The sequence below is a fragment of the Streptomyces graminilatus genome, from assembly GCF_001418565.1.
GTDB classification, from domain to species: domain Bacteria; phylum Actinomycetota; class Actinomycetes; order Streptomycetales; family Streptomycetaceae; genus Streptomyces; species Streptomyces graminilatus.
Genome location: NZ_LIQQ01000075.1, coordinates 1 through 24,225, shown reverse-complemented (window position 1 = coordinate 24,225; position 24,225 = coordinate 1). Strand labels below are relative to the sequence as shown.

Genomic DNA, 24,225 nt, shown 5'->3' with positions numbered 1-24,225 from the left:
GTAGGTGTACGACTGCTGGAAACCGATCTGGGCCAGCGTGCGCATCATCGCCGGGCGGGTGAACGCCTCCGCCAGGAAGATCACGTCCGGGTCGGTGCCGTTGATCTCCGCGATCACCCGCTCCCAGAACACGACCGGTTTCGTGTGCGGGTTGTCGACCCGGAAGATCCGCACCCCGTGCGCCATCCAGTGCCGCAGCACCCGCACCGTCTCCGCGACCAGACCCGGCAGATCCGCGTCGAAGGCGATCGGGTAGATGTCCTGGTACTTCTTCGGCGGGTTCTCCGCGTACGCGATCGTCCCGTCCGGGCGGTGGTGGAACCACTGCGGATACTTCTCCACCCACGGGTGGTCGGGGGAGCACTGCAACGCGAAGTCCAGTGCTATCTCCAACCCGTGCCGGGCGGCTTCGGCGACGAAGAAACCGAAGTCCTCCATGGTGCCCAGCTCCGGGTGCACGGCGTCGTGGCCGCCGTCCGCCGAACCGATCGCCCACGGCACCCCCACATCCCCCGCCGACGCCGACAACGTGTTGTTCGGCCCCTTGCGGAACGTCCGCCCGATCGGGTGGACCGGCGGCAGGTAGACCACGTCGAAGCCCATCGCGGCGATCGCCGGCAACCGCCGCGCCGCCGACCGGAACGTCCCGTGCGGCCGCTCCCGCGTCCCCTCCGACCGCGGGAAGAACTCGTACCACGCCCCGTACAACGCCCGCTCCCGCTCCACCACCAGCGGCAACGGCTCACTCGACGTCACCAGCTCACGCAACGGATACCGGGCCAGGATCTTGTCCACGGCCGGGGTGAGGGCGGCCGACAGCCGGGCCGGTGCCGGGCGTTCGGTGTCCCGGAGGGCCTCGGCGGCGGCCAGGAGCACCTCCCGCTTGCCCTTGTTCTTCGGTACGCCGACGGCGGCCCGCTCGTACAGCAGCGCGCCCTCCGTCAGCACCAGTTCCGTGTCGATGCCCGCCGGGATCTTGATGCCCGCGTGGTGGCGCCAGGTGCTGATCGGGTCGCCCCACGCCTCCACGGTGTACGTCCAGGCACCGGGTGCGTCGGCCTCGACGGTGGCGCCCCAGCGGTCGGTGCCCGGGGCCAGTTCGCGCATCGGCGTCCAGCGGCCGGGGCGGCCCTTCGGATCGCGGAGTACGACGTTGGCGGCGACCGCGTCATGGCCCTCGCGGAAGACGGTGGCCGAGACCTCGAAGGCCTCGCCGACCACCGCCTTGGCGGGACGGCTCCCGCCCATGACCAGGGGACGGACGTCCAGGACGGGGATACGGCCGACCACGGTGTCAGCGGTGTCAGCGGTGTCAGTGGAGTCTGTGGAGTCAGCGGCGGACGGTGTGCCCGGGGCCGTCGGTTCGTCGTCGGCCGGGGACGCGCCCGGGGCCGGTCCGCCCTTGGCGGAGGGTGTCTCGCGGGCCGTCGGGACGTGACCGGGACCGGGGCCGGAGGGTCGCTCCGGGGCTGTGGGCCGGGCGGCGGACGGTGTCCTCGGGGCCGGAGAGGATGTCTCCGGGGCGCCCGGCGGAACGGTGGTGTCCGTCAGGCGTATCGGTGGTGTGCCGGAGGTGGGTGTCGAGGGTGGTGACGAGTGGTGCGTGGCGGGCATTACCGCTCCTGTCCGCGTCAACGTGGGTGGGCGGATGGATGTGGGGAGGGTGTCCTGCGTGGTGTGTCCCAGTCGTGTACCGGGGGAGCCTTCCCACCCTATTCGGGTGGGCAATCCGGCACTTTGCCAACTACTCGCGCGTATGTCCGCAGCGAGGATCAGCCACGTCGGCGAACGGAATCGGCCCCGTCCGGCGGACGGGGCCGACAACGGCACACTGTCTCTAGGGGAGCGGTGTCCGCAGGAGTTTGTTCGGTGAACCCGCCCTCCGGTCGGAGACTTTCCCGGGCGCCGCGAGACCCGTCAGTGCCCTGGACACCTGTGCCGGACTGGAGTTCGGCTGATCCGCCAAGTAGAGCGCGGCGGCGCCCGCCACGTGCGGCGCCGCCATCGACGTACCGGAATAGGTCACCCGCCCGGTGTCACTGGCATAGGACGCCGAGGTGATCGAGACGCCCGGGGCGAACAGGTCGAGAGCCGGTCCCCAGTTCGAGAAGTCGGCGCGGGCGTCGTCCGGTCCGGTCGCGCCGACCGTGATCGCCTCCTTGACGTCGGCCGGCGAGTACGCCTCCGCCGGTTCCCCGGCGTTCCCGGCGGCGACCGTGTAGGTGACCCCGGACGCGATCGAGTTCCGTACGGCCGTGTCCAGTTGGGGGTTGTGGTTGCCGCCGAGGCTCACATTGGCGACGGCGGGTTTCCTGGCGTGCTTGGTCACCCAGTCGATACCGGCGATGACCTGCGCCGTCGTACCGCCGCCCGAGTTGTCGAGGACACGTACGGAGACGACCCTGGCCTTCTTCGCGACGCCGAAGGCCGTACCGGCGATCGTCGCCGCGACATGCGTGCCGTGGCCGTTCCCGTCGCCGGCCGATCCGTCGTCGCCGACGAAGTCCCAGCCGTAACTCGCCCGCCCGCCGAAGTCCTTGTGCGAGATCCGGATCCCGGTGTCGATCACGTACACCGTGACGCCCCTGCCCGCCGACCGCGGCCAGGTGTAGTCGCCGTCGAGCGGCAGGTCGGGCTGATCGATCCGGTCCAGACCCCAGGACGCCGGGTCCTGTCGGCCGCTCAAGCCGCCTCGGCCGGTGCGGTCGTACGTGATCCTGGTGTCCTGGGCGACCGAGGCCACGCGGGGGTCCGCCGCGAGGTGCCTCGCCTGGTTCTCGTCGGCGTGAACGGCGTAACCGTTCAGGACGCTGCCGTAGATGTGGCTTATTCTCGCGCCGTACCTCGCGGCGAGTCCTCTGCCGTCCGCCGACGAGGCCGCCGTACCCCCCTTGAGTGTCACCAGATAGCTTCCGCCGACGGAACCGGGTTCGCCGGCGCCGGCTATGCGGCCCTCCGGGGCCGCCTGCGCGGGTGCGGCGACCGACAGCACGGCAGCGGTGGCCGCGGCGGTCAGGGCCGCCGCCCAGCGCGGACCTCGCGTGTACGTCCGTTTCATGGCTGGAGTTCCCCCTCCCCGGCCGCCGGCGTCCGGCGGCCTTCCGGGCAGCCTCTCGTGCGGGGAGAAGTGTCACAAGGTGGCCTGCTGGGGTTGAACCGGCCATATCGGCGGTCGCTCCTGGCCGGGGGCGCACGATACGCGCCATGGTTCGGACGCTCCCGCACCGATACCGTCAAGGGGTTGATGACGGGGCACACGCGGTCGTGGGCCCCGGTACGTACAGGATTGACATCAGGCGCGACCACCGAGGTGGAATGTGAAGGCGATCCGTCGGTTCACCGTCCGTCCCGTTCTCCCCGAACCCCTCCGGCCACTCAGTGATTTGGCCCGCAATCTGCGCTGGTCATGGCATGCGGAGACCCGCGAACTCTTCCGCTCCGTCGACCCCGAGCGCTGGGCCGACTCGGAGTGCGACCCCGTACGGCTCCTCGGCGGCCTCTCTCCCGAGCGGCTCACCGAACTCGCCGGGGACCACCGCTTCCTGCGCCGCCTCACCGCGGTCGCCGACGACCTGCGTGACTACGTCACCGGCGACCGCTGGTACCAGACACAGGCACGGACACAGACAGAGGCGGAGGCGGACGGTCAGGGCGCGGGGAGTGAACTCCCCGCCGCCGTCGCCTACTTCTCGCCCGAGTTCGGGGTCACGGCGGCCCTGCCGCAGTACTCCGGCGGCCTCGGCATCCTCGCCGGGGACCATCTGAAATCGGCCAGTGATCTCGGCGTACCGCTGATCGGCGTCGGACTCATGTACCGGCACGGCTACTTCCGCCAGTCCCTCTCCCGGGACGGCTGGCAGCAGGAGCACTATCCGGTGCTCGACCCCAACGAACTCCCCGTCACCCTCCTCAAGGAACCCGACGGCTCCGCCACCCAGGTCTCCCTGGCCCTGCCCGGCGGCCGGTCGCTGCGGGCCCGGATCTGGCTGGCCCAGGTGGGACGCGTACCGCTGCTGCTCCTCGACTCGGACGTGGAGGAGAACGACCTCGGCGAACGGGGTGTCACGGACCGGCTGTACGGGGGCGGCAGCGAGCACCGGCTGCTCCAGGAGATGCTGCTCGGCATCGGCGGAGTGCGCGCGGTGCGGACGTACTGCCGTCTCACCGGGCACCCCGACCCCGAGGTTTTCCACACCAACGAAGGCCACGCGGGCTTCCTCGGCCTGGAGCGGATCGCCGAACTCTGCGACGAGGGGCTGGACTTCGACGCCGGGCTCGAAGCGGTGCGCGCCGGGACGGTGTTCACGACGCACACACCCGTCCCGGCCGGCATCGACCGCTTCGACCGCGAACTGGTCGCCCACCACTTCGGCCCCGACGCCGAACTCCCGCGCATCGACGTGCGACGGGTCCTGGCCCTGGGCATGGAGACCTACCCGGGCGGCGAGCCGAACCTCTTCAACATGGCCGTGATGGGGCTGCGGCTGGGCCGCCAGGCCAACGGGGTCTCCCTTCTCCACGGTCAGGTGAGCCGCGAGATGTTCGCGGGCCTGTGGCCGGGGTTCGACCCGGCCGAGGTGCCGATCACCTCGGTCACCAACGGTGTGCACGCGCCCACCTGGGTCGCACCCGAGGTGTTGGCGCTCGGCGCCCGCCAACTCGGCGCGGAACGCATCGAGGACGCGCTGTCGGTCGGCGGCCCGGAGCGCTGGGACACGGTCGCGGACATCTCCGACCAGGACATCTGGGAGCTACGACGGTCCCTGCGCGCCCAGTTGGTGACGGAGGTACGGGAGCGGCTGCGGGCGTCCTGGCGGCAACGCGGCGCGGGTACGGCGGAGTTGGGCTGGATCGACGGGGTGCTCGACCCGGACGTCCTGACCATCGGATTCGCGCGCCGTGTCCCCTCGTACAAACGCCTGACGCTGATGCTGCGCGACCGCGACCGGCTGATGGATCTGCTTCTCCACCCGGAACGGCCGATCCAGATCGTCATCGCGGGCAAGGCGCACCCGGCGGACGACGGCGGCAAGCGGCTGATCCAGGAGCTGGTGCGGTTCGCGGACGATCCACGCGTCCGCCATCGCATCGTCTTCCTCCCGGACTACGGCATGGCGATGGCGCAGAAGCTCTACCCCGGCTGCGACATCTGGCTCAACAACCCGCTGCGCCCGCTGGAGGCGTGCGGCACCAGCGGGATGAAGGCGGCGCTGAACGGCGGCCTCAACCTGTCGGTCCTGGACGGCTGGTGGGACGAATGGTTCCGGCCGGACTTCGGCTGGGCGATCCCCACGGCGGACGGCATCGCGGGCACCGACCCCGACCACCGCGACGACGTGGAGGCCGCCGCCCTGTACGACCTGCTGGAGCGGCGCGTCACCCCGCGCTTCTACGAGCGCGGCGGTACGGGACTGCCCGACCGCTGGATCGAGATGGTCCGCGAGACCCTGACCCATCTGGGCCCGAAGGTCCTGGCCGGCCGTATGGTCCGCGAGTACGTGGAACGCCTGTACGCTCCCGCGGCCCGCGCCCACCGGGCCATGACCCCGGACACGGCGAGGGAGCTGGCGGCCTGGAAGTCCCGGGTCCGCGCCGCCTGGCACACGGTGACGGTCGACCACGTCGAGACCTCGGCGGCGACCGCCCCCGCCCTGACGGCGGAACTGGGCAGCACCCTCTCCCTCCGGGTCCGGGTGGGACTCGGCGACCTGACCCCGGACGACGTCGAGGTCCAGGCGGTCTCGGGCCGGGTGGACTCGCAGGACAGCATCACCGACGCGACGACGGTGCCGCTGAAGGCGGTCGGCGGCCCGGACGCGGAGGGGCGCCGGCTGTACGAGGGTCCGCTGTCGCTGCACCGGACGGGGCCCTACGGGTACACGGTCCGGATCCTGCCGGCGCACCGGCTGCTGGCGTCGAGCGCGGAGATGGGCCTGGTGGCGATGCCCGCGGAGGACCTGGGGGAGGGGGCGGGGGTGCTGCTGCGGTGACCTCCGGTCCACGCTGACACCCAGGTGGTGAGGGGTTCGCGCTGGTCCCGGCTTCGCGCCGGGACCGGTTCCCCCTCGGTCGGTCCCCTGGTCAGGCCTCCCCGTATCCCTCGCACAGCCGCCGCAGCACCGCCCCGCACCGGCGTGCGTAGGCGTGCTGGAGGCCCCGGGTCGCGGGGCCGGCGGCCTTGGCGTACCACTTCGCGGGGCGGCTGAACGCGCTGACCGTCAGCCATACCGTGCCGTCGCCCGTGCGGTCCACGACGAAGGACTCCTCGCCGCACTCCGGGTGACCGGTGAGGGTGCCGTACGCCCAGCCGGCGCGGCGGTGTTCCTCCACCGTCCAGACCACCCGGCAGGGCGCCTTGATCACACCGGCGAGGGTGACAGTGACGTCGATGTCGGGGGCCGCCCGTTCGGCGGTGGCGTCGATGCCCACGCCCATCGCGCGGTGCATCTCCCAGGTGAGGACGGCCTCGGCGGCGCGCCGGAAGACCTTCTCGCCCTCGCCTATGCGGGTGCGTACATGCAGGTGGTGGAAGCCGGGCGGGCAACGGAAGCCGCGCTCGCGGGTCGCGCCGACCTCCGCGTACGTGAAGGACATGGGACCCAAGGGTAGGGCGGGGTGTCCGGGGCCGTGCGGCGGGGTGCGGGATACGGACACACGTGCGGCCGTACAGACGACTGCCTGTACGGCCGCACGTACGACGGGGCGGTCCCCGGAGTTGCCTTCGTTCCGGGTACCGCCCCGCCGATCACCTGTTCACCTGCTCACCCGTCACTCACGCGGAGCGTCAGGCCTTGACGTTGACCGCCGCCCAGGCCGCGTTCACCGCCGCGTACTCCGCGCTGCCGCTGCCGTACAGGGCCGAGGCCGCCGACAGGGTCGCCGTGCGGGCGGCCTTGTAGTTGGTCGTCGACGTCATGTACGTGGTCAGCGCCTTGTACCAGATCTGGACGGCCTTGGCGCGGCCGATGCCCGTGACCGTGGAGCCGTTGAACGTGGGGGAGTTGTAGCTGACCCCGTTGATGGTCTTGGCGCCGCTGCCCTCGGAGAGAAGGTAGAAGAAGTGGTTCGCGGGGCCCGACGAGTAGTGGACGTCGAGGTTCTTCAGCGACGTCGACCAGTTGTCGGCCGAGCCGCCGTCCTTGCTCGGCTTGTCCATGTAACGCAGCGGCGTGCCGTCGCCGTTGATGTCGATCTTCTCGCCGATGAGGTAGTCACCGGGGTCGGAGGCGTTCGACGCGTAGAACTCCACGGCCGTGCCGAAGATGTCCGAGGTCGCCTCATTGAGGCCGCCGGACTCGCCGTTGTACTCCAGGCCCGCCGTGTTGGCGGTGACGCCGTGCGTCATCTCGTGGCCGGCCACGTCCAGCGAGGTCAGCGGGTCGGTGTTGCCCTCGCCGTCGCCGTACGTCATGCAGAAGCAGTCGTCGTCCCAGAACGCGTTGACGTACGCGTTGCCGTAGTGGACGCGGGAGTAGGCGGCGACACCGTTGTTCTTGATGCCGAGGCGGCCGAACGTGTCCTTGTAGAAGTCCCAGGTCTTCTGCGCGCCGTACGCGGCGTCGACGGCCGCGGTCTGGTCGCTGGACGAGCTGGACGCGGTGCCGGTGCCCCAGACGTCGTCGGCGTCGGTGAACAGGGTGCCGGTGGACGCGCTGGTGGAGCGGGACTTGTTGTACGTCTTGTGGCCGCCGCGGGTGCCGTCGGTCAGCTGGAACGTGGAGCCCGACTTCGTCGTGCTCAGGGCGACGGTGCCGGAGTACAGGCTCTTGCCGCTGCCGGTCTCGATGCCCTGGTACTCGTACAGCTTCTTGCCGGTGGCCGCGTCGGTGATGACGTGCAGCTGGTTCGGGGTGCCGTCGTCCTGGAAGCCGCCGACGACGGTCTCGTAGGCGAGGGTCGGGGTGCCCGAGGCGGCCCAGATCACCTTGCGGGGCGCCTTGGCCGCCTCCGACTGGGTGGAGCCGGCGCTCTTGGCGAGCTTGACGGCCTGCTTCTCGACGGCGGCCGTGGAGACCTCGGGGGTGAGGTCGGCGACCTTGATGGCCGCGTTCTGCGCTCTGGTCACGCTCTTGACCACGCCGGCCGCGTTCTGGTGCACGACGAGGTCGCCGCCGAGGACCGGCAGGCCCGCGTAGGTGCGCTCGTAGCGGGTGTGCACCGAGCCGTCGGCGTCCTTGAGGACGTCACGGACGACGAGCTTCTCCTTGGCGCCGAGGCCTATCGCGTCGGCGGTCGCCGGGGCCTCGGCCGAGGCTTCCTTGATGAGCGCCGTGCGCGTGGCCGGGGACAGTGCGACGGGGAGGGCGGCGGCCCTGGCCTGGCTGCCGGCCGGCTCGTTCTGCGCGGAGGCGCCGGTGCTCAGACCGGTGGTGAGGAGGGCTCCGGCCGCGACGGCGGTGGCGATGGCCAGGGTGGTGCGGTTGCGACGCGCGTAGAGGGGGGTCACGCGGACTCCTTTGTGGGGGTTCCGTGCGGTCTTGGGGTGAACGCACGGAAGTGCTTGTGGAACTGGAGTGCTGCTGCGGCGTGTTGGAAGAGTGACACCAGAGGCGCGTACATGTCAGGACCCTCAAGTGATGTTGGCTGAAAATCGCCCTCCGATCCAACGTTTCGCGCGTGTAACGCGGGTGGGGCCGTGATAAAGCGCGAACCAAGGCCGGGCGCGGTGTCAACAAAGGCACAGCCCAGGAACCACAAAGGCAGCGCCGCCCCGGTGAGTTGATCCACCGGGGCGGCGCTGCCTTGCTCACGGGGCCTGAACGTTGCTCGAACAGGTCCTTAAGCGCTGTGTGTTCAGGCGGTCGGGAAGGTGATCTTCCAGCCATTGATCTTGCCGACGTCCGCCGCCGCCTTGTCCTGGACCCGGAGCAGCCAGGTCCCGTTGGCGACCTCGGAGGAGGCGTCCACCGTGTAGTCCTCGTCCACGTCGTCCGCCGAGTCAGAGGAGCTGAACGGCTTCAGGTTGTAGACCGAGCCGTCCGGCGCCACCAGGTCGACGACGAGGTCGCCGCGCCAGGTGTGCGAGATGTTCGGCGTGACCACCAGGTTGCGCGGCGCGTTGCCGGGGATACCGGTGACCGTGATCGCCGAGGTGACGGCCGGACCGTTGTCCGGAATCGCCACCGAGGTCGAGGACTCGAAGGAGGTGCCGCCACCGCCGCCACCGCCGCCCGGACGCGCGCCGACGTTGATGGCCGCCCACGCGTTCTCGACGGCCGTGTACTCGGGGCTCGTCGTGCCGTACAGCTCACCGGCCGCCGCGAGGGTGCCCGTGCGGGCCGCCTTGTAGTTGGTGGCCGACGTGAACTTCGTGCTGAGCGCGCGGAACCAGATCTTCTCCGCCTTGTCCCGGCCGATGCCGGTCACCGGGAGCCCGTCCGAGGTCGGCGAGTTGTAGTTGACGCCGTTGATGGTCTTGGCGCCGCTGCCCTCGGAGAGGAGGTAGAACCAGTGGTTCGCGGGGCCCGACGAGTAGTGCACGTCGTTCGACCCGAGGCTGGAGGACCAGCTGTCCTTGGACGAACCGTCCTTGCTCGGCTTGTCCATGTAACGCAGCGGCGTGCCGTCGCCGTTGATGTTGATCTCCTCGCCGATGAGGTAGTCACCGACGTCGGAGGGGTTGTTGGCGTAGAACTCGACGGCCGTGCCGAAGATGTCCGAGGTCGCCTCGTTGAGCCCGCCGGACTCGCCCGAGTAGACCAGGCCCGCGGTGGCGGCGGTGACGCCGTGCGTCATCTCGTGGCCGGCCACGTCGATGGCGGTCAGCGGGTTGGCGTTGCCCGACCCGTCGCCGTACGTCATGCAGAAGCAGCCGTCCTGCCAGAACGCGTTGATGTAGTTGTTGCCGTAGTGGACGCGCGAGTACGCGGCCACGCCGTCGCCCTTGATGCCCGTGCGGCCCTGGACGTTCTTGTAGTAGTCCCAGGTGAGCGCCGCGCCGTAGTGGGCGTCCGCGGCGGCCGACTCCAGGTTGGACGCCTGGCCGTTGCCCCAGACGTCGTCCGGGCCCGAGAAGAGGGTGCCGGTGCCGGAGGAGCCGCGGTTCAGGTTGTACGTCTTGTGACCGCCGCGCGCGGCGTCGGTCATGGTGTACGTCGAACCGGACTGCGTGGTGCCGAGGTCGACCGTGCCGCTGTAGATCGTGTTGCCGATGCCGGTCTCGACGCCCTGGTACTGGAAGAGCTTCTTGCCGGTGGCCGCGTCGGTGATGACGTGCAGCTCGTTCGGGGTGCCGTCCTCCTGGAGCCCGCCGACGACCGTCTCGAACGCGAGCACGGGGTGGCCGGAGGCGGCCCAGATGACCTTCCTCGGCTGCTTGCTCAGCTTCGCGCTCTTCGACTTGTCCTTCGCGGCGGCCAGCGCCTGCTTCTCGGCCTTCGCGACGGGCAGGGAGGCCTTCGTCGTCGCCACCTTGATGGTGGCGCCGGTCGCCTTCACCACACCCTTCATGGCACCCGACTTGGCGGTGTCGACCACGAGGTCGCCGCCGAGGACGGGAAGTCCCTCGTACGTGCGCTCGTACCGCGTGTGCACGGTGCCGTTGCCGTCCTTGACGACGTCACGGACGACGAGCTTCTCCTTGGCGCCCAGACCGAGTCCCTTGGCCGTCTCCACCTTGGTGGCGTTGGCCTCGGTCAGCAGCGCGGCGCGCTGGGCGGGGGAGAGCCTGATGGACTCGGCGCCCGGTATGACCCGGCCCGTCGTGGCCGACGGCGCCTGCGCCGGGGCCGCGGTGGCGGCGCCGGACTGAACTGCCGCCGCCAGCAAGGCGGTTACCGCGACGAGGGCGCCGGTGGCGACCCGCCGCTGGGTGGTGCGGGAGAGCTCGGTGGAGGTGTGGGGGGTGCGTCTGTGGGACTGGCGTCTCAACACTGACTCCTTCTGCTTGGCCGTCGGGCGAGCGGCCAGGGGGGACCGGACGGTGGTCGTCCGTCCGGGGCAGAGCAGATGCGTGCGGATGCGTGGCGCGAACACAGCGGTGATGTGACTGTGGAGCCGCTGTGAAGGTGCCGTGGGAAGAGTGGCACCGGGTGTCCTGTCCTGTCAGGACCGCGTCAATAAGTTGGCTGGAAATGGTCCGTTGTCCGGATGGTCATGTTCGCTATACGGTCCGTTCGCTATGCGGGCCTATGGCCATTTCCCTCGGGCGGGGCCTCCCGAGGGGTCGGCCTTTTCACCGGGCGGGCCCTTCCACGGGGTCGGCGATTCCAGCCGGGCGGGCCTTCCGAGCCGGGGGCGACTACCGCGCAGGGTCCGCCTTCCGGGCCAGATCCGCCCTCCGCGCCGGGGCCGGACGCGGCTCCCCGTGCCACGAGTGCCACAGCGCCGCGTACGCCCCTCCGGCCGCCACCAGCCCCTCGTGCGTGCCGAGTTCGGTGAGCCGCCCCTCCTCCATCACGGCCACCCGGTCCGCGTCGTGCGCGGTGTGCAGCCGGTGTGCGATCGCGATCACCGTCCGCCCCTCTAGTACGGCGGCCAGCGCGCGCTCCGTATGACGCGCGGTCGTCGGATCCAGCAACGCCGTCGCCTCGTCCAGGATCAGCGTGTGCGGGTCGGCCAGCACCACCCGGGCCAGGGCCAGTTGCTGGGCCTGCGAACCGTCCGTCGACTCCCCGTCGGGGCCCAGCCGGGTGTCCAGCCCGGCCGGCAGCTCGCGCACCCAGCCCTCGGCGCCCACGGTGGCCAGCGCCGCCCACAACTCGGCGTCGGTGGCCGCCGGTTCGGCGATCAGCAGATTGTCCCGGACGGTGCCCAGGAAGACATGGTGCTCCTGGGTGACGAGCACGACCTGCCGCCGCAGCTCCTCGGGCCCGAGCGCGGAGACCGGTACGCCGCCCACGGTCACCGTGCCCGAACTCGGCTCGTCGATTCCCGCCAGCAACCGGCACAACGTCGTCTTGCCGGCGCCCGACGGCCCCACCACAGCCAGCCGTTCACCCGGCCGCACACTCAGATCGACCCCGCGCAGCACCTCGCCCCCACGCTCGTACGCGTACCGCACCCCCGTCACCTCGATCCGGTCGCCCACGGGCACCGGCGACGCCTCCGCCCCGCCCCTGGGCGCCCGCCCGAGCCCCTCCACCCGCGCGAACGAGGCACCGCTGCTCTGCAGTTGCTCCGTCCAGGTCAGCACCTCGTCGAGCGGTGCCTCCAACTGCCGCAGATACAGGGCCGCCGCCACGACCGCGCCCAGGCTGACCGCCCCCCGCCCGTGCAACACGCCGCCCACCACCAGCACGACGACCACGGGAAGGACGTACGACACCTCCACGGTCGGGAAGAACACCGACCGCAGACACAGCGTGTGCAGCCGCCGGCGCCGGGACCGGTCCAGCGCCTCCCGGCTCACCGCCACCCGCCGTTCCCCGAGCCGAAACGCCTCGACCGTGCGCGCCCCGGACGCCGTCGCAGCGAGATTTTCAGCCACTTCCGAGTTGGCGGCGCCCTCGGCGAGATACGCGGTGCGCGCCCGGCGCAGATACCAGCGCAGCGCGAACCAGATCCCGGACTGCGCGACCACCGCGCCCAGACCGAGCAGCGGATCCAGCGCGAACACGGCGCCGACGATGAACACACACTGCACCGAGGCGATGAGCAGCTCGGGCCCGGCATCGCGCAAGGTCGTGCCGACCGTGCTCACGTCGGCCGTCCCCCGGGCCGTCAGATCACCCGTCCCGGCCCGCTCCACCACCGACGCGGGCAGCGCGAGCGCCCGGTCCACGAACTCCTCGCGCACCCGCGCCAGCGTCCGCTCCCCGAACCGGTGCCCCACATACCGCGCCCAGCGCGCCAGCAGCAACTGACCCACCGCGCACCCCACGATGACCAGCCCCAGCCGGTCCACGGCCGCGACCCCCGCGCCCGCCCGCACCTCGTCGATGATCCGCCCCAGCAGCCAGGGCGCGACAAGCCCGGCACCGGCGGCGGCCGAGTTCAGCAGCAGAAGCGCGACGAAGGCACGCCCGTCGGCCCGGACCAGCCGGACGGCGGCCCGGCGGACATCGGCCACCGAGGCGACGGGCAGCTGACCGCTCACCGTACGCCCCCCTCGACGCTCTCCAGGCCGGGTTCCTCTTCCCCTTCTTGCTCCCTGTCGGTCCCGTCCGTGTCGCGGGCCACCAGGGCCCGGTAACCCGGTTCCTCCGCGAGCAGCCGCCGATGGCTGCCCACGGCCGCCGTCTTGCCGTCGACCAGGTAGTACACGGTGTCCGCCCGGTCCAGCAGCAGGGGCGAGGTGGACGCCACGACCGTCGTACGGTCCGGGCGCTCACCGCGCTCGGCGCGCAGCCGGTCCGCGACGGCGGCCTCGGTGTGCGCGTCCAGCGCCGACGTCGGCTCGACGGCGAGCAGTACCTCGGGGTCGGCGAGCAGCGCCCGCACCAGCCGTACGCGCTGCCGCTGACCGCCCGAGAGATTCCGGCCCCGCGCGTCGATCGCCGAGTCCAGCCCGTCCGGCAGCCCGCCGACGATGTCCTCGGCGACCGCGGCGCGCACCGCCCGCGCGATGGCCTCCTCGCCGGGTTCCCCGCGCCCGGCGACCAGTTCGCGCAGGGTCCCGGCGAACAGGTCGGCCTCGTTGTCCGCGACCAGGATCCGGGCGCGCACCTGGGTGAGGGCGACCTCGTCGAGCCGTACGCCGCCCCACGTCGCCGCCGACGGCGCGAACCGCCCGAGCCGGTCGACGACGGCGGCGGCATCGGCGGGCCGGGCACCGGCGAGCGCGGTCAGCCGCCCCGGTACGGCGCTCACGCCGGAGTCCGGGTCGTGCAGCGCGGCCGGGGACACCGGGGCGTCCAGCCCAGGGGCGCCGATGTCGTGGTCGGGGTCGAGCGCCAGGAACCGTACGACCCGCCGGGCGGCCACCAGCGCCCTGCTGATCTGGAACCCGCACTCGATGAGGAACGACACCGGCACGATCAGCGCGGCCACATAGCCGTACACCGACACCAACTCGCCCACGGTGATGGCCCCTTGGGCGGCCAGCCGGGCCGCGAGCCAGGTCACCAGGGCCAGGAACAGCGTCGGCAGACCGACCCCGAGCGCCTGGATCCAACTGCTCACCGCCCCGACCCGGTACCCCTGCTCCCGCAGACGGCGCGAGTCGCGCCGGAACGCGTCGGCGAACAGCCCCTTGCCACCGAGCCCGTTGAGGACACGCAGTCCGCCCGACAGGTCCCCGATACGGGCGGTCAGGACACCCTGCCGCTCCCGGTACGACGCCTCGACTCCCTGGAGCCGGCCGAGCAGCGGTCCGACGACCAGGGCGACGACGGGCACCCCGAGCAGGACCACGGCGGCGAGCGTCGGTGACACCGACAGCAGCAGCCCGGCCACCACGCTGTAGGAGACGGCCACGCTGATCCCGGGACCGACGAAGGTCAGCGACTGGCTGATCGTCGTCACATCACCGACGCCGATCGTCACGACCTCCCCGGCCCCCACCTGCCGGGGCAGCGCGGCCCCCAGCCGCACGGACTGCCCGATCACGACCTTGACCGTACGGAAGTTGGCGTCCATCCGGACCCGGGTCATCGTCCGGTGCCGCATGATGCCCAGCCACGCGCTGAACGTCCCGGCCGCGAGGATCGCACCGGCCCAGCCCGCCAGCACGGCCTGGTCACCCGGTTCGAGACCGTCGTCCACGGCCCGCGACAGCAGATACGGCGACAGCGCCATCAGCGCCATCCAGGTGCTGCTCAGCAGCGTCCCGAGCGCACACCGCCGCCACTGCCGCCGCACCAGCCACAGCAGATAGCGGGCGGGGCCGCGCGAGTCGGGGGTGCCGGGGTCCTCGTACGCGTCGATCATCTTCCCTCTGGTCCCCCGTCCGGCCGGCCACCCGCGAGTGCACGACCTGCTTCCGTCGACCGCGCCCGTCGACCGCCCTGTGGGTTCCGCTTGACCGTCGGCACTGACATCTGCGGAAACGTTGAACTTCGGGCTTCGTACGCAACGCTGGTCTCGGGCGGCGATGCGCAATCGCGGTCTTGTGGGCCGTGTTGCAGGTTACCGAGGGTGATGACGGGATGCCCATCGAATATGTCGACCTTTCCCGGACTGAGAGATCGTCCCTAGCGGTACCTGGCGCAGGCGCAGGGCGCGGACGGCTTCGAGGGTTCGCCGGCCTTTGCCGGTGACGGGCTGCACCGTCGTCATTTGTGATCGCGCAGGAAGGCAGGGATCTCGTCGCGGAGCGGGTGGTTCGGCAGGGGTGCCGGCTTGCCCTGAAGGAACGCGGTGATGACGGCGGCGGCCCGGTCGTTGTTGTCGTCGAGGCCGTTCCACATGTGGTGTCCGACTCCGGGCATGTACTGCGTGCGCTGGATGGCGGGGTCATTGGCAAGGACGGTGGTCGCCCATTGACGGACCTGGGAGGAGCACTCGGCGGTCATCAGCATCGCGGGGGTCCGGGACTGCCTCAGTTGTGAGGCGATGGAGGGTGAGTTCTTGACCGTCTGCTGGATGCGGAGGCTGGCGGCGGGGCTGAAGGAGAAGTTCTGTGCGGTGTCCTCGGCGGGGATGCGGTGCGCGTCGCGCGCGCAGTAGGCGGATGCGGTGTCGCTGCCGAGGTCTGCGGCGGTGAAGGCGTTGTCGCCTTCAGCCTGTCCGATCAGTCCGGTGTCGGGGCTGAGGAGTCCGAGTCGCATGAGGCCGAATGCCACGGCGTACCGGGGGACGTGTGTCGATCGCGGCCCGGTCGGGGCCGGCGCGAGGCCCCGTGCGGATTTGCGGCCCTTGTGCCCGGTGATGTGTGCGGTCGGGCCGTCCATGGGGCCGGGCTCAGCGATGATCGCCCGGTGCAGGCGTGCGGCGACGCTCCGGTCGGCCAGGGCTCGGGTGAGCACGGCCCCGCCTGAGGAGAATCCGAGGATGTCGACCTTGCCCTTGTTCAGGCGGTCGATGAACGCGGCGAGGTCGTGGACCGACCTGGAGATCGTGTACTGGCCCATGGGAAGCAGGTCGCTTCGTCCGCCACCGGCCTGTTCGTAGGCGTAGACGTCGTAGCCCTGGCGTGCCAGGAGTTGCAGGAACCGGTGGTCGAGCACCGAGATGCCACGGACCGGTCCGCCGTTGAGATACACGAGCGGGACGGCATGCCGGGGGCCGGGGTTCGCAGGCGGGTAGTGATACGCCGCGACCCGGCTGCCGGTGGACAGGCTCCATTGCTGCGTAGTCACGAACGGAAGGGCAGGCGGGTACCGCCGGGCCGTCGGCATGGTCGGAACGCAGACCGACGCCGTCAATGCCGCCGCGACAACCACCGGCAGGAACAGCACGAGCCGCGTCGGCCAACTGCGGCGCCGACCCCGCCACATCGCGAGGGCAGCCCCGACTCCAAGGGTCGGCAACCATGCGGCGAGCCCCGAGCCCGCCCCGTCTGTGAGGGCGATCAGTGCGAGAAAGACGACGACCAGCATCGCGACGGCGGCCAGGGCCAGCAGTAAGCGTCCGGTGAAGCGGACGAGACCTATGGCGGACGTGAGCACGGCGGACCTCCAGCAGTTTCAGAACACTGTTTCAAAACGACGTTATCAAAGAGGGTAGGCTGTTGGTCGTGGGTAGGCCGAGAACGAACGACGAGGCCGTCAAAGAGCGGCTTGTGGAGTGCGCGACCGAGATGCTCGCCACCCGTCCGCGAGAGTCGCTCACGGTCCGCGCCGTGGCCGCGGCTGCCGACGCGTCGACGACGGCGGTGTATTCCTTGTTCGGCGGTAAGGACGGGCTGATCGGTGCGGTGCGCGACAGAGCCGTCGCCGGCCTGTTCCAGGACGTGTCGGCGGTGCGGACCTCGGCGGACCCTCTCGCCGACCTCTACGCGCTGGCCGTCGCCTACCGTCGTTGGGGGCGCGGCCACAGTCACCTGTACACGGTGCTGTTCGGTGGTGTGCAGTCCTTCGACCCGTCGGGGGAGGTCGGTGCCAGTGACCCGATCCGTCCGCTCCTCGCGGCGATCGATCGCGCGTTGGCGGCGCCCGTCCTGGTCGGCGAGGCAACGTCGATCGCCCTGTCGATCTGGGCAACCCTGCACGGGCTGGTGACTCTCGAACTGGCTGGGGCCCTCGACGCCGCCACGGCCGAGGCGGCATTCCGATCGGCGATTCACGCCACGCTGCGCGGATGGGCGACCCCGGCGGTGTTCCGCGGCCTTCGCCAAGCCGAACTCGCTCCTTGACAGGATCAGGGCCGGTTGTCCGGGCCCTCCCGGTCCCTGTCGGGTCGGAGTGCGTGGTCGGTGAAGACAGGCATGCCAAGGTCGACCAGCTGCGGCCGACCATCGGTTGAAGATCGCTTGAGGCCGTTGAGCTTGGCCATCGCAGCGTCGAAGCTGACCTGGAGTCCCTCGACCTCGCCGATCCAGCCGTTGGCGCGGGCCTCGCGGATGTGTTCTCGGAGGTTCTGGATGATCTCGATGAGTCGGGACCGCCGACGTGGGTCGATCTGGAGGACGGGGCAGCGGATGCAGGCATGTTCGTGTTTTGCAGGGGGTTCCGCAGGGTCGCCCGCAGGTGCCCAGTGACACCTTGCGGAGCTCGAAGGCTGCTGGAAGCCGTGCCACTCCTGTTCGGTGGGCTCGCGGTGCTCGTCCTGCGGTCGATCAGCCCGGCGCCGGTCGAGGAAGCCGCGGTAGGTCCGCACCAGGTCGTCCTTGAAGACCGCTAATGGTGGAGTCGGGTATTGGAACTGCCGGAATACCTCCGAGACGGACCGGACAGATGTGGCCAACCCGGAAGAACGACTCCCGGGTTGGTCGGATCGGCAGCGCAGCTAGTCGAGCAATTCCTCGGGGCTGGCTGAGGTCGGGAATCCCGCGCTGGCCCCCCACATCTCCGCGAACCGGCCATTGTCGAAGCGGAAGATCTCGAACAGCACGGGCTGTGTGTTGCCGTCCGGAGCGATTCCCTCGACGACCGAGCGGACGGCGGCCTTGTCGCCGTCAACCAGGATGTCCTGGGCGGTGACGCGGATGCCCGGAAACAGGGCGGTGAGCGTGTTCCATGCCTGCTTGCCTGCCTCGAACCCGGTCGTGCCGAGCGGATGGCTGAAGAATCCAGGGCTGTGCAGGTCGGCGGACCCCCGTTGAATCGTAGGTAGGTCCATGCCCAGCTCGCGCAGTGTGCGGAGGAGTTCCAAACGGAGCAGTGCGTCGAGGTCGTAGAGCCGATAACCGGCGGGACTTCGGGTGGTCGGCGCTACCACCCCCGAATCGGAGTAGAACCGGATCGTCCTCACGGACAAGCCGGTCCGCCGGGACAGCTCCCCGATCGAGTAGAGGGTCGTAACGTCCATGTCCCCCACCCTGCCGTCTCCAGTCACTGGAGACTCAAGGCTATTCCCCGGCTGGGCGAGCGATGGTAGCCATATGTGCCGCCGCTCGCTGGCGGCCTATGGCTACGAGCCCTTGGACTCATTCATCCAGGCCGGTTGGGGGACGTGCTTCGGCTCGGCGTGTCCTTCGGTAGTCCGGTCAACACCTCGATGGCTTGCGCCGGGGCAGAGTGGCTCAGGGGCAGTCGGATCACCAGGGCCGCCGGCGCTACTGGGGGACCACGGCTCGAACGATCAGTGTTCCGATGTGACCGGGCTCGGGGGCCTCATGGACGTGTGAGACGGCTTCGACGAAGCCCGCCGAAAGCAGGTGACTCCTCCACGTCGCGGGGGTGTAGCTGTAGCGATAGGTGTACGTTGCCGGTCCGGCGAAGCCACCCTTGTACATGCCCTGCGGGCCGTACGCGCCCGGGATGGCCGGCGGTTGCGAGAAGACGAAGACGCCCCCAGGGTGCAGCCGTTGGCGGACCAGAGGGAAGAGCTTCCTAGGGTCGCTGAACCATGCGGCGCCGAAGATCGAGTACACGGCGTCATAGGTGCGGGCATCGTGCTTCAGGAAGTCGAGCACTTCACCACAGACGAACTCGGCCCCGAGCCTCCCCCACCGCTCGGACGTCTTCGCCACCATCACCGGAGACATGTCGAGCCCGCGAACCTTGACCCCCTCCCGGGCAAGGAAGGCGAGCGCGCGACCGGTGCCGCACCCGATTTCGAGCGCGGTCTCCGGTTCGCCGAGGAGTTCCGGCCCCGGCCCATGGTCCTTGTACTGCGTCCAACGGAACACCGGCTCTTCGTCGGCAACGCCCTTCCAAGCCGATTCCGCGTAGGCGTCCCATACGGCACGCTCGTTGTCGAAGTTGTGCTCTGCGGTCAACGCGCTTTCCTTAAGGGTGAGTTGATCCGGCAGGTGCCCCGCCCCTCGGGGGAGTGGCCAGGGGCGGGGCACCCTGTCGGGTTGGTCAGTGACTGTCGGGCACCTTGTCGTCGCACGGCCCGCAGTCTGCCGCGTCGACCTCCCACAGCTCGGCGTCGACCTCGAAGCCGTGCTGTGCGATCACGTCTGCCGTACGCATGACCGTGCCGTCCCGCCGACGCTCGACGAGCGGGGCGTGGTGCTTGTACTTCCCGCCGTTGTACATCTGGCAGAACGCGAAGTAGACGGGCGAGTCGAGAATGATCTGGTGGATGCCGATGTCGACCGTGTACCCCGGTCCGATGTCGACCCCGGGGTTCTCCATGGCGGTGATCAGGTAGGCCACGGCCTGTCCGAGGATGCGTTCCGCGAGGCTGCGCACGGCCACGGCGTCACGGAGCAGAAGGCGAACCTCCCGCTCCCACAGGTCGGTTCCCCGCGCTCCCGGGGCGTCGAAGATGTTGTACGTCTTCTCGGTCACGTATGGAGCGACCGCGTTCAGCAGCTCCCGAGGGTCGCGGTAGGTCGTACCGCGCGGGGCTTCAAGTGTGACAGCCATACTGGAATTGCCCTTTCCTTGATGTGAGGGTGGAACCCGCCCCGGCAGGCGACCTGTCCAGGGTTATCGAACCTGTCGGGGCGGGGGCTCAAAGGCCGCCGGTGGCGGCCAGGACGATGACGGGTGCGGAGAGAGCGGCCAACGCCCGGATGAAAGCGACCCGTCCAAAGGGTCGTACGACTCGCCATAACCGATTCACCACCTGATCGGCTCCGCACGACCACCCGCGCATGTGGGACACGGAACCCTGTACAGGTAGGCGCAACCGGCGCACCCTGCGAAACCGCAGCAGTGAGGGCACCGGATTTGGCGCCACCCCGCGCACGTGCCGCACAGGTTGCCCATCTCGTTCAGGATGTACAGGAGAGTCGGGCGCGCGCCGGGGCGAGTGGGCTTCGCCTCGCCCGTCCCTTCACAGGTTGCCGCTTGGGCGTCGCAACGCTCGGGGCGGTGATGCCTGTGCCCCGTTCTCCGGATCGTCCACGTGCGGATGATCCGCGATCTCGTCGTTCAAGCTCTTGACCTTCGCCGCGTTCGCGACCCTCCGGGCCGCTTCGCGCTGTACGACCAGGGCGCCGCAGACGTCGCACCCCTCGACTGCGACAGGCTCAAGACCAGACACCAGCACCACGGGGGGCGTTGAAACGGTTGCCGGCGCGGTCACGCTGCCAGCAACTTCCGGAGACCCTGGTCAACGCGCTCGACCGCAGAGCGACTCGGCGTCGCCCACTTTCTCGGCCACCAGCCGGGGGCGAGGCGCTCGAAGCCCTGCCACTCACCCTTCTCGACCGTGACCACGACGGGGCCCGTGTACTGCTCTCCCCGCCTCTGCTGCCGCTCGGCTCGCATGGATTCACCTCTCGCTGACGTGTCGCTCTACGCAACCAAAGGAGCACGCTCAGCGGTACCGTTGGAGAGGTCCAAGAACTTGAACGACTTGAATATCGGACTTGGCGGGGAGTGGTGACGTGCCGAACCGAGAGCCGAACGAGGGTCTTGCCCGGCTTATCGACGAAGCCAGGTGGACGTACAGGCAACTAGCCTTGAGCGTCAACCGCGTTGGCGCCGAGCGCGGACTACTGCTCAGCTACGACGAGTCGGCGGTGGCGCACTGGCTGAACGGGGCGATGCCCCGGAAGCCTGTCCGGCCGGCCATCGTCGAAGCTCTCGCGCGGCGTATCGGGCGCCCAATCACCCACGAGGAAGCGGGACTTGGGGCTTCGCCGATCGTGTGCGGATTGGGCGTTGCGCCTGAACACGCGTTGATTTCTATTGAGGGTCTGGTTGATACCGGAAGGGCAGACATGGACCCATCACGCCGAGCGGTTCTCACGACCGCGCTGTACTCGGCAACGCTCGCTGTACCGCACTTCGACCAAGCCGACGAGACGCTGGACCGGCTGGAGCACCAGGCCGCAGGCCGAACCGTCAGGATCGGTCCCGGAGACGTGGCCGTTGTCCGCAGCATGACGGACAAGATCGCTGACATCCTCGACGAGCTGGGCGGCGCGCACGCGCGCCCGATGGCTGCGGCGTTCATCGTCAACTCGGTCTCCTCCTACCTTCGGGCAGATGGCTCCGAGGCTGTCAAGAACGACATGCGGGCCGCCGCATCCGATCTCGTGTACCTCACGGGATGGATGGCCATGTACGAGAAGGCCCACGGGCTGGGAAAGCGGTACTACCGTCAGGCCCTCGGCCTGGCCAAAGCGGGCGGCGACGAACTCACCTACTGCCGCACGCTGCGAGGCATGGCCCTTCAGGCCGCCAACCTGAAGCACGCGAACAAGGCGCTCGAACTCGCCGACTCGGCAGCGGAAGCGGCCCCGCAGGCCGGTCCGAGGCTGCAAGCCTTCCTTCGGGGACAGCAAGCGCACGGCGCCGCCCTGGTGGGCGACCGGCGACAGGCCCACATGCGGCTACGGGAGACCGAAGCCGCTCTCTCTCAGGCAGACAACCGTCGTGACGCCGTGGGCGGTTATGACCGGGCGGCCTACGAGTTCCATGTGTCGAGCGTGCTGTATGCCCTCGGCGACATTCCCGGATCGATCGAAGCCATGAAGGCTTCGAACAGGGCACGGCCCCCGGTGGAGAAGCAGGGCAACGCCCACGCGAACGGCCTGCTCGCGCAACGGCAACTCGAGATCGGCCACCTTGAAGCGGCGTGCGCCACGTGGGGAGAATTCCTCGACGACTACGAACAACTGTCGTCGGCTCGCGCTGACGAACACTTCCAGATCATGAGGCGACGCATCCGGCCGTACGCGAGCAACCCGAGGGTGCGGGAGCTCAACGAGCGAGCGCGAGAGCTTGCTCGACAGAAGGCCGCGGCCTAGCCGAGGCCGTGTCCTGCTGGGTCACCGTTCCGAACGATGATGAGGGTCCGCCAACGAGCTGACGGACCCTCATACGGCATCGAACTAACGGTGATGGCCCAGGCCGAGTACGGCTTTACGTATTGCTACCCCTTGTCGGGGAGGAACGCTGGCCAGTACTTCGCTGGCGATGGCCCTTTGTTAGAAGCCCCCTGTACCTCCGCAGCAGGCGACGGTCAGGGTCTGGTCGGCGCTGGCGTCGGTCAGGGGTGCTACGGCGAGCACCGCAGCCAGTGCGACGAACAAGCCGAGTACAGCTTTACGCATGACAACTCCTGGTTGAGATGAGACTTCTGGTCGGTCGATCCCTGCCCCGACGGCAGCCGCGTTCGATATGGGCTCAAGCTCACGAACTCACGCCAGACTGTCCCGCCAAGCCCGGTGCAGCTCCGCGAACCGGCCAGTACCGGCGATGAGTTCGGCCGGCGTGCCGTCCTCGACGATCCGGCCGTGCTCCATCACCAGCACCCGGTCGGCGATCTCGACCGTCGACAGACGGTGGGCGATCACCACCGCTGTACGCCCCTTCAGTACCGTCGACATCGCGCGCTGCACCGCCCGTTCGCCCGGGATGTCCAGCGAACTGGTCGCCTCGTCGAGGATCAGTACCGCCGGATCGGCGAGCAACGCCCGTGCGAACGCGACCAGTTGGCGCTGCCCGGCGGAGATACGGCCACCCCGTTTACGTACGTCCGTGTCGTAGCCCTCGGGCAGGGCGGCGATGAAGTCGTGGGCGCCGATCGCCTTGGCCGCGCGTTCGATCTCCTCGCGCGAGGCGTCCGGGGCGCCGATGGCGATGTTGTCGGCGACGCTGCCGGAGAACAGGAAGGCCTCCTGCGTCACCATCACCACCCCGCGCCGCAGGTCGGTGCCCGACAGGTCGCGCAGATCGACGCCGTCGAGGAGGACGTGTCCCTCGGTGGGGTCGTAGAAGCGGGCGAGCAGCTTGGCCAGGGTGGACTTGCCCGCGCCCGTCGAGCCGACCACCGCGACGGTCTGCCCGGCCGGGAGGGTGAGGTCGAAGCGGGGGAGCACCTCGCCGCCGGTGCGGTAGGCGAACCGGACCCCGTCGAAGACGACCTCGCGGCCCGGGTGCTCGGACTCCAGAACCGGAAGCTCACGCGGAGTCGTCGGCTCCGGGACCGAGGGCTTCTGGGCCAGCAGCCCGGAGATCTTCTCCAGGGAGGCGGTGGCCGACTGGTACGAGTTCAGGAACATGCCGAGCCGGTCGATCGGGTCGTACAGCCGGCGCAGATACAGCACGGCGGCGGCCAGCACACCCAGTTCGAGCGAGCCGTTCGCGACCCGGTGGGCACCCCACAGCACCATCGCCGCGACAGCGGAGTTGGCGACGACCCGGGAGCCGACGACGTAACGGGCCATCTCCAGGATCGCGTCGCCGTTCTTGCGTTCGTGATCCCGGTTGAGGGCCTCGAACTCCGCGTCGTTGGCCGTCTCGCGGCGGAACGCGCGCACCGGCCGGATGCCGTTCATCGTCTCGACGAACTTGACGATCACCGCGGCGATCGCGGTGGACCGCAGCCCGTACACACGGCCCGCCCGGCGCTGGTAGCGCCGTACGAGGAGGTGGAGCGGCACGAAGGAGGCGATGGCGAGCGCGCCGATGCTCAGGTCCAGCCAGAGCAGCACGGCCGAGATGTAGGCGAACGACAGCGCGATGGTGACGAGTTCCTGGAGCCCGTCGTTCAGCAGCTCGCGCAGCGACTCGACGTCCGCCGTCGAGCGGGAGATCAGCCGGCCCGACGTGTAGCGCTCGTGGAAGTCGAGGCTGAGCGCCTGCGCGTGCCGGAAGATGCGCCCGCGCAGATCGAGCAGCGCGTCCTGACTGACCCGGGCGGCGGCGGAGATGAACCAGTACTGCAGCGCGCCCGAGGCCAGCGCGCACAGCAGATAGCCGACGGCGACGGCGACGAGCGGCCCGTTGTCGTGGTCGCGGAAGGCCGGTACGGCACGGTCGATGGCGTACGCGACGAGCAGCGGGCCCGCCTGGACGGCCGCCTGCTGGAGGAGCAGGACCACGGTGGTGAGGG

Annotated in this window: 16 protein-coding genes and 2 pseudogenes; 3 read left to right on the top strand and 15 right to left on the bottom strand. The window is 69.9% G+C overall.

Translation table 11 applies throughout. The annotated features are described in order from the left end of the window. Together AOK08_RS07905 and AOK08_RS07900 are read right to left on the bottom strand one after the other, a co-directional pair. Positions 1-1,614: maltotransferase domain-containing protein (locus AOK08_RS07905; RefSeq protein ID WP_055524734.1), on the bottom strand; the 1,614-nt coding region annotated here is incomplete at its 3' end. A gap of 223 nt (positions 1,615-1,837) precedes the next feature. Further along, positions 1,838-3,058: a S8 family peptidase gene (locus AOK08_RS07900; protein WP_055524733.1), complete on the bottom strand. Its 1,221-nt coding sequence runs from the start codon at positions 3,056-3,058 to the stop codon at positions 1,838-1,840. 259 nt (positions 3,059-3,317) lie between these two features. On the opposite strand from AOK08_RS07900, the gene AOK08_RS07895 reads away from it, so the two are divergent. Beyond that, the gene (locus AOK08_RS07895; RefSeq protein WP_055524732.1) at positions 3,318-5,990 is read left to right on the top strand and encodes a glycosyltransferase family 1 protein; all 2,673 of its coding nucleotides are present in this window, start codon (positions 3,318-3,320) and stop codon (positions 5,988-5,990) included. A 91-nt stretch (positions 5,991-6,081) separates the two neighbouring features. On the opposite strand, the gene AOK08_RS07890 is transcribed toward AOK08_RS07895, so the two are convergent. The 6 genes from AOK08_RS07890 to AOK08_RS07865 form a co-directional block, all read right to left on the bottom strand. After that, positions 6,082-6,594 carry a DUF1990 domain-containing protein gene (locus tag AOK08_RS07890; RefSeq protein ID WP_055524731.1) on the bottom strand — a complete coding sequence of 171 codons (513 nt, stop codon included), beginning with the start codon at positions 6,592-6,594 and terminating at the stop codon, positions 6,082-6,084. A gap of 190 nt (positions 6,595-6,784) precedes the next feature. Then, entirely contained in the window at positions 6,785-8,446 is a 1,662-nt protein-coding gene (locus AOK08_RS07885) for a M4 family metallopeptidase (RefSeq protein ID WP_055524730.1), read from the bottom strand. A 347-nt stretch (positions 8,447-8,793) separates the two neighbouring features. Next, positions 8,794-10,872, bottom strand: a complete 2,079-nt coding sequence (locus AOK08_RS07880; RefSeq protein ID WP_055524729.1) for a M4 family metallopeptidase — start codon at positions 10,870-10,872, stop codon at positions 8,794-8,796. A 367-nt stretch (positions 10,873-11,239) separates the two neighbouring features. After that, positions 11,240-13,036 carry an ABC transporter ATP-binding protein gene (locus AOK08_RS07875; RefSeq protein WP_055524728.1) on the bottom strand — a complete coding sequence of 599 codons (1,797 nt, stop codon included), beginning with the start codon at positions 13,034-13,036 and terminating at the stop codon, positions 11,240-11,242. Beyond that, positions 13,033-14,808, bottom strand: coding sequence for an ABC transporter transmembrane domain-containing protein (locus tag AOK08_RS07870; protein WP_055524727.1), 1,776 nt, complete (start codon positions 14,806-14,808; stop codon positions 13,033-13,035). Before AOK08_RS07870 ends, AOK08_RS07875 begins: the two co-directional genes overlap by 4 nt. Before the next feature lie 344 nt (positions 14,809-15,152). Further along, a complete protein-coding gene (locus tag AOK08_RS07865; protein ID WP_055524726.1) occupies positions 15,153-16,487 on the bottom strand; it encodes an alpha/beta hydrolase in 1,335 nt (444 codons plus the stop codon). 68 nt (positions 16,488-16,555) lie between these two features. Here AOK08_RS07865 and AOK08_RS07860 point away from each other — a divergent pair, with 68 nt between their 5' ends. Beyond that, positions 16,556-17,173 carry a TetR/AcrR family transcriptional regulator gene (locus AOK08_RS07860; RefSeq protein ID WP_055524725.1) on the top strand — a complete coding sequence of 206 codons (618 nt, stop codon included), beginning with the start codon at positions 16,556-16,558 and terminating at the stop codon, positions 17,171-17,173. A 5-nt stretch (positions 17,174-17,178) separates the two neighbouring features. On the opposite strand, the gene AOK08_RS07855 is transcribed toward AOK08_RS07860, so the two are convergent. The 5 genes and pseudogenes from AOK08_RS07855 to AOK08_RS07840 form a co-directional block, all read right to left on the bottom strand. After that, positions 17,179-17,637, bottom strand: a complete 459-nt coding sequence (locus AOK08_RS07855; protein ID WP_055524724.1) for a hypothetical protein — start codon at positions 17,635-17,637, stop codon at positions 17,179-17,181. Positions 17,638-17,766: 129 nt separating this feature from the next. Continuing rightward, positions 17,767-18,027 (bottom strand): annotated as a pseudogene (locus AOK08_RS47105) (nuclear transport factor 2 family protein); the annotation flags it as partial. Between the two features lie 48 nt (positions 18,028-18,075). Next, positions 18,076-18,288 (bottom strand): annotated as a pseudogene (locus tag AOK08_RS47100) (MerR family transcriptional regulator); the annotation flags it as partial. Positions 18,289-18,535: 247 nt separating this feature from the next. Further along, complete coding sequence (locus AOK08_RS07845) at positions 18,536-19,201, bottom strand: class I SAM-dependent methyltransferase (RefSeq protein ID WP_055524722.1); 666 nt, start codon at positions 19,199-19,201, stop codon at positions 18,536-18,538. A gap of 85 nt (positions 19,202-19,286) precedes the next feature. Next, positions 19,287-19,799 (bottom strand): hypothetical protein, encoded by a 513-nt coding sequence (locus AOK08_RS07840; RefSeq protein WP_055524721.1) that lies wholly within the window; start codon positions 19,797-19,799, stop codon positions 19,287-19,289. Positions 19,800-20,767: 968 nt separating this feature from the next. Here AOK08_RS07840 and AOK08_RS07830 point away from each other — a divergent pair. Next, positions 20,768-22,135: an NsdA family TPR-like regulatory protein gene (locus AOK08_RS07830; protein ID WP_055524719.1), complete on the top strand. Its 1,368-nt coding sequence runs from the start codon at positions 20,768-20,770 to the stop codon at positions 22,133-22,135. Between the two features lie 180 nt (positions 22,136-22,315). Here AOK08_RS07830 and AOK08_RS48365 read toward each other — a convergent pair whose 3' ends face one another. Both AOK08_RS48365 and AOK08_RS07825 read right to left on the bottom strand, forming a co-directional pair. Beyond that, positions 22,316-22,441: a hypothetical protein gene (locus tag AOK08_RS48365; RefSeq protein ID WP_277816011.1), complete on the bottom strand. Its 126-nt coding sequence runs from the start codon at positions 22,439-22,441 to the stop codon at positions 22,316-22,318. An 87-nt stretch (positions 22,442-22,528) separates the two neighbouring features. Continuing rightward, on the bottom strand, positions 22,529-24,225 hold a 1,697-nt coding region (locus AOK08_RS07825; protein WP_055524718.1), incomplete at its 5' end, for an ABC transporter ATP-binding protein.

Bases quoted from the DNA above. Each gene is read 5' to 3' on its own strand.
- AOK08_RS07840 (WP_055524721.1), bottom strand. From the start codon at position 19,799: ATGGCTGTCACACTTGAAGCCCCGCGCGGTACGACCTACCGCGACCCT.
- AOK08_RS07890 (WP_055524731.1), bottom strand. From the start codon at position 6,594: ATGTCCTTCACGTACGCGGAGGTCGGCGCGACCCGCGAGCGCGGCTTC.
- AOK08_RS07870 (WP_055524727.1), bottom strand. From the start codon at position 14,808: ATGATCGACGCGTACGAGGACCCCGGCACCCCCGACTCGCGCGGCCCC.
- AOK08_RS48365 (WP_277816011.1), bottom strand. From the start codon at position 22,441: ATGCGTAAAGCTGTACTCGGCTTGTTCGTCGCACTGGCTGCGGTGCTC.
- AOK08_RS07900 (WP_055524733.1), bottom strand. From the start codon at position 3,058: ATGAAACGGACGTACACGCGAGGTCCGCGCTGGGCGGCGGCCCTGACC.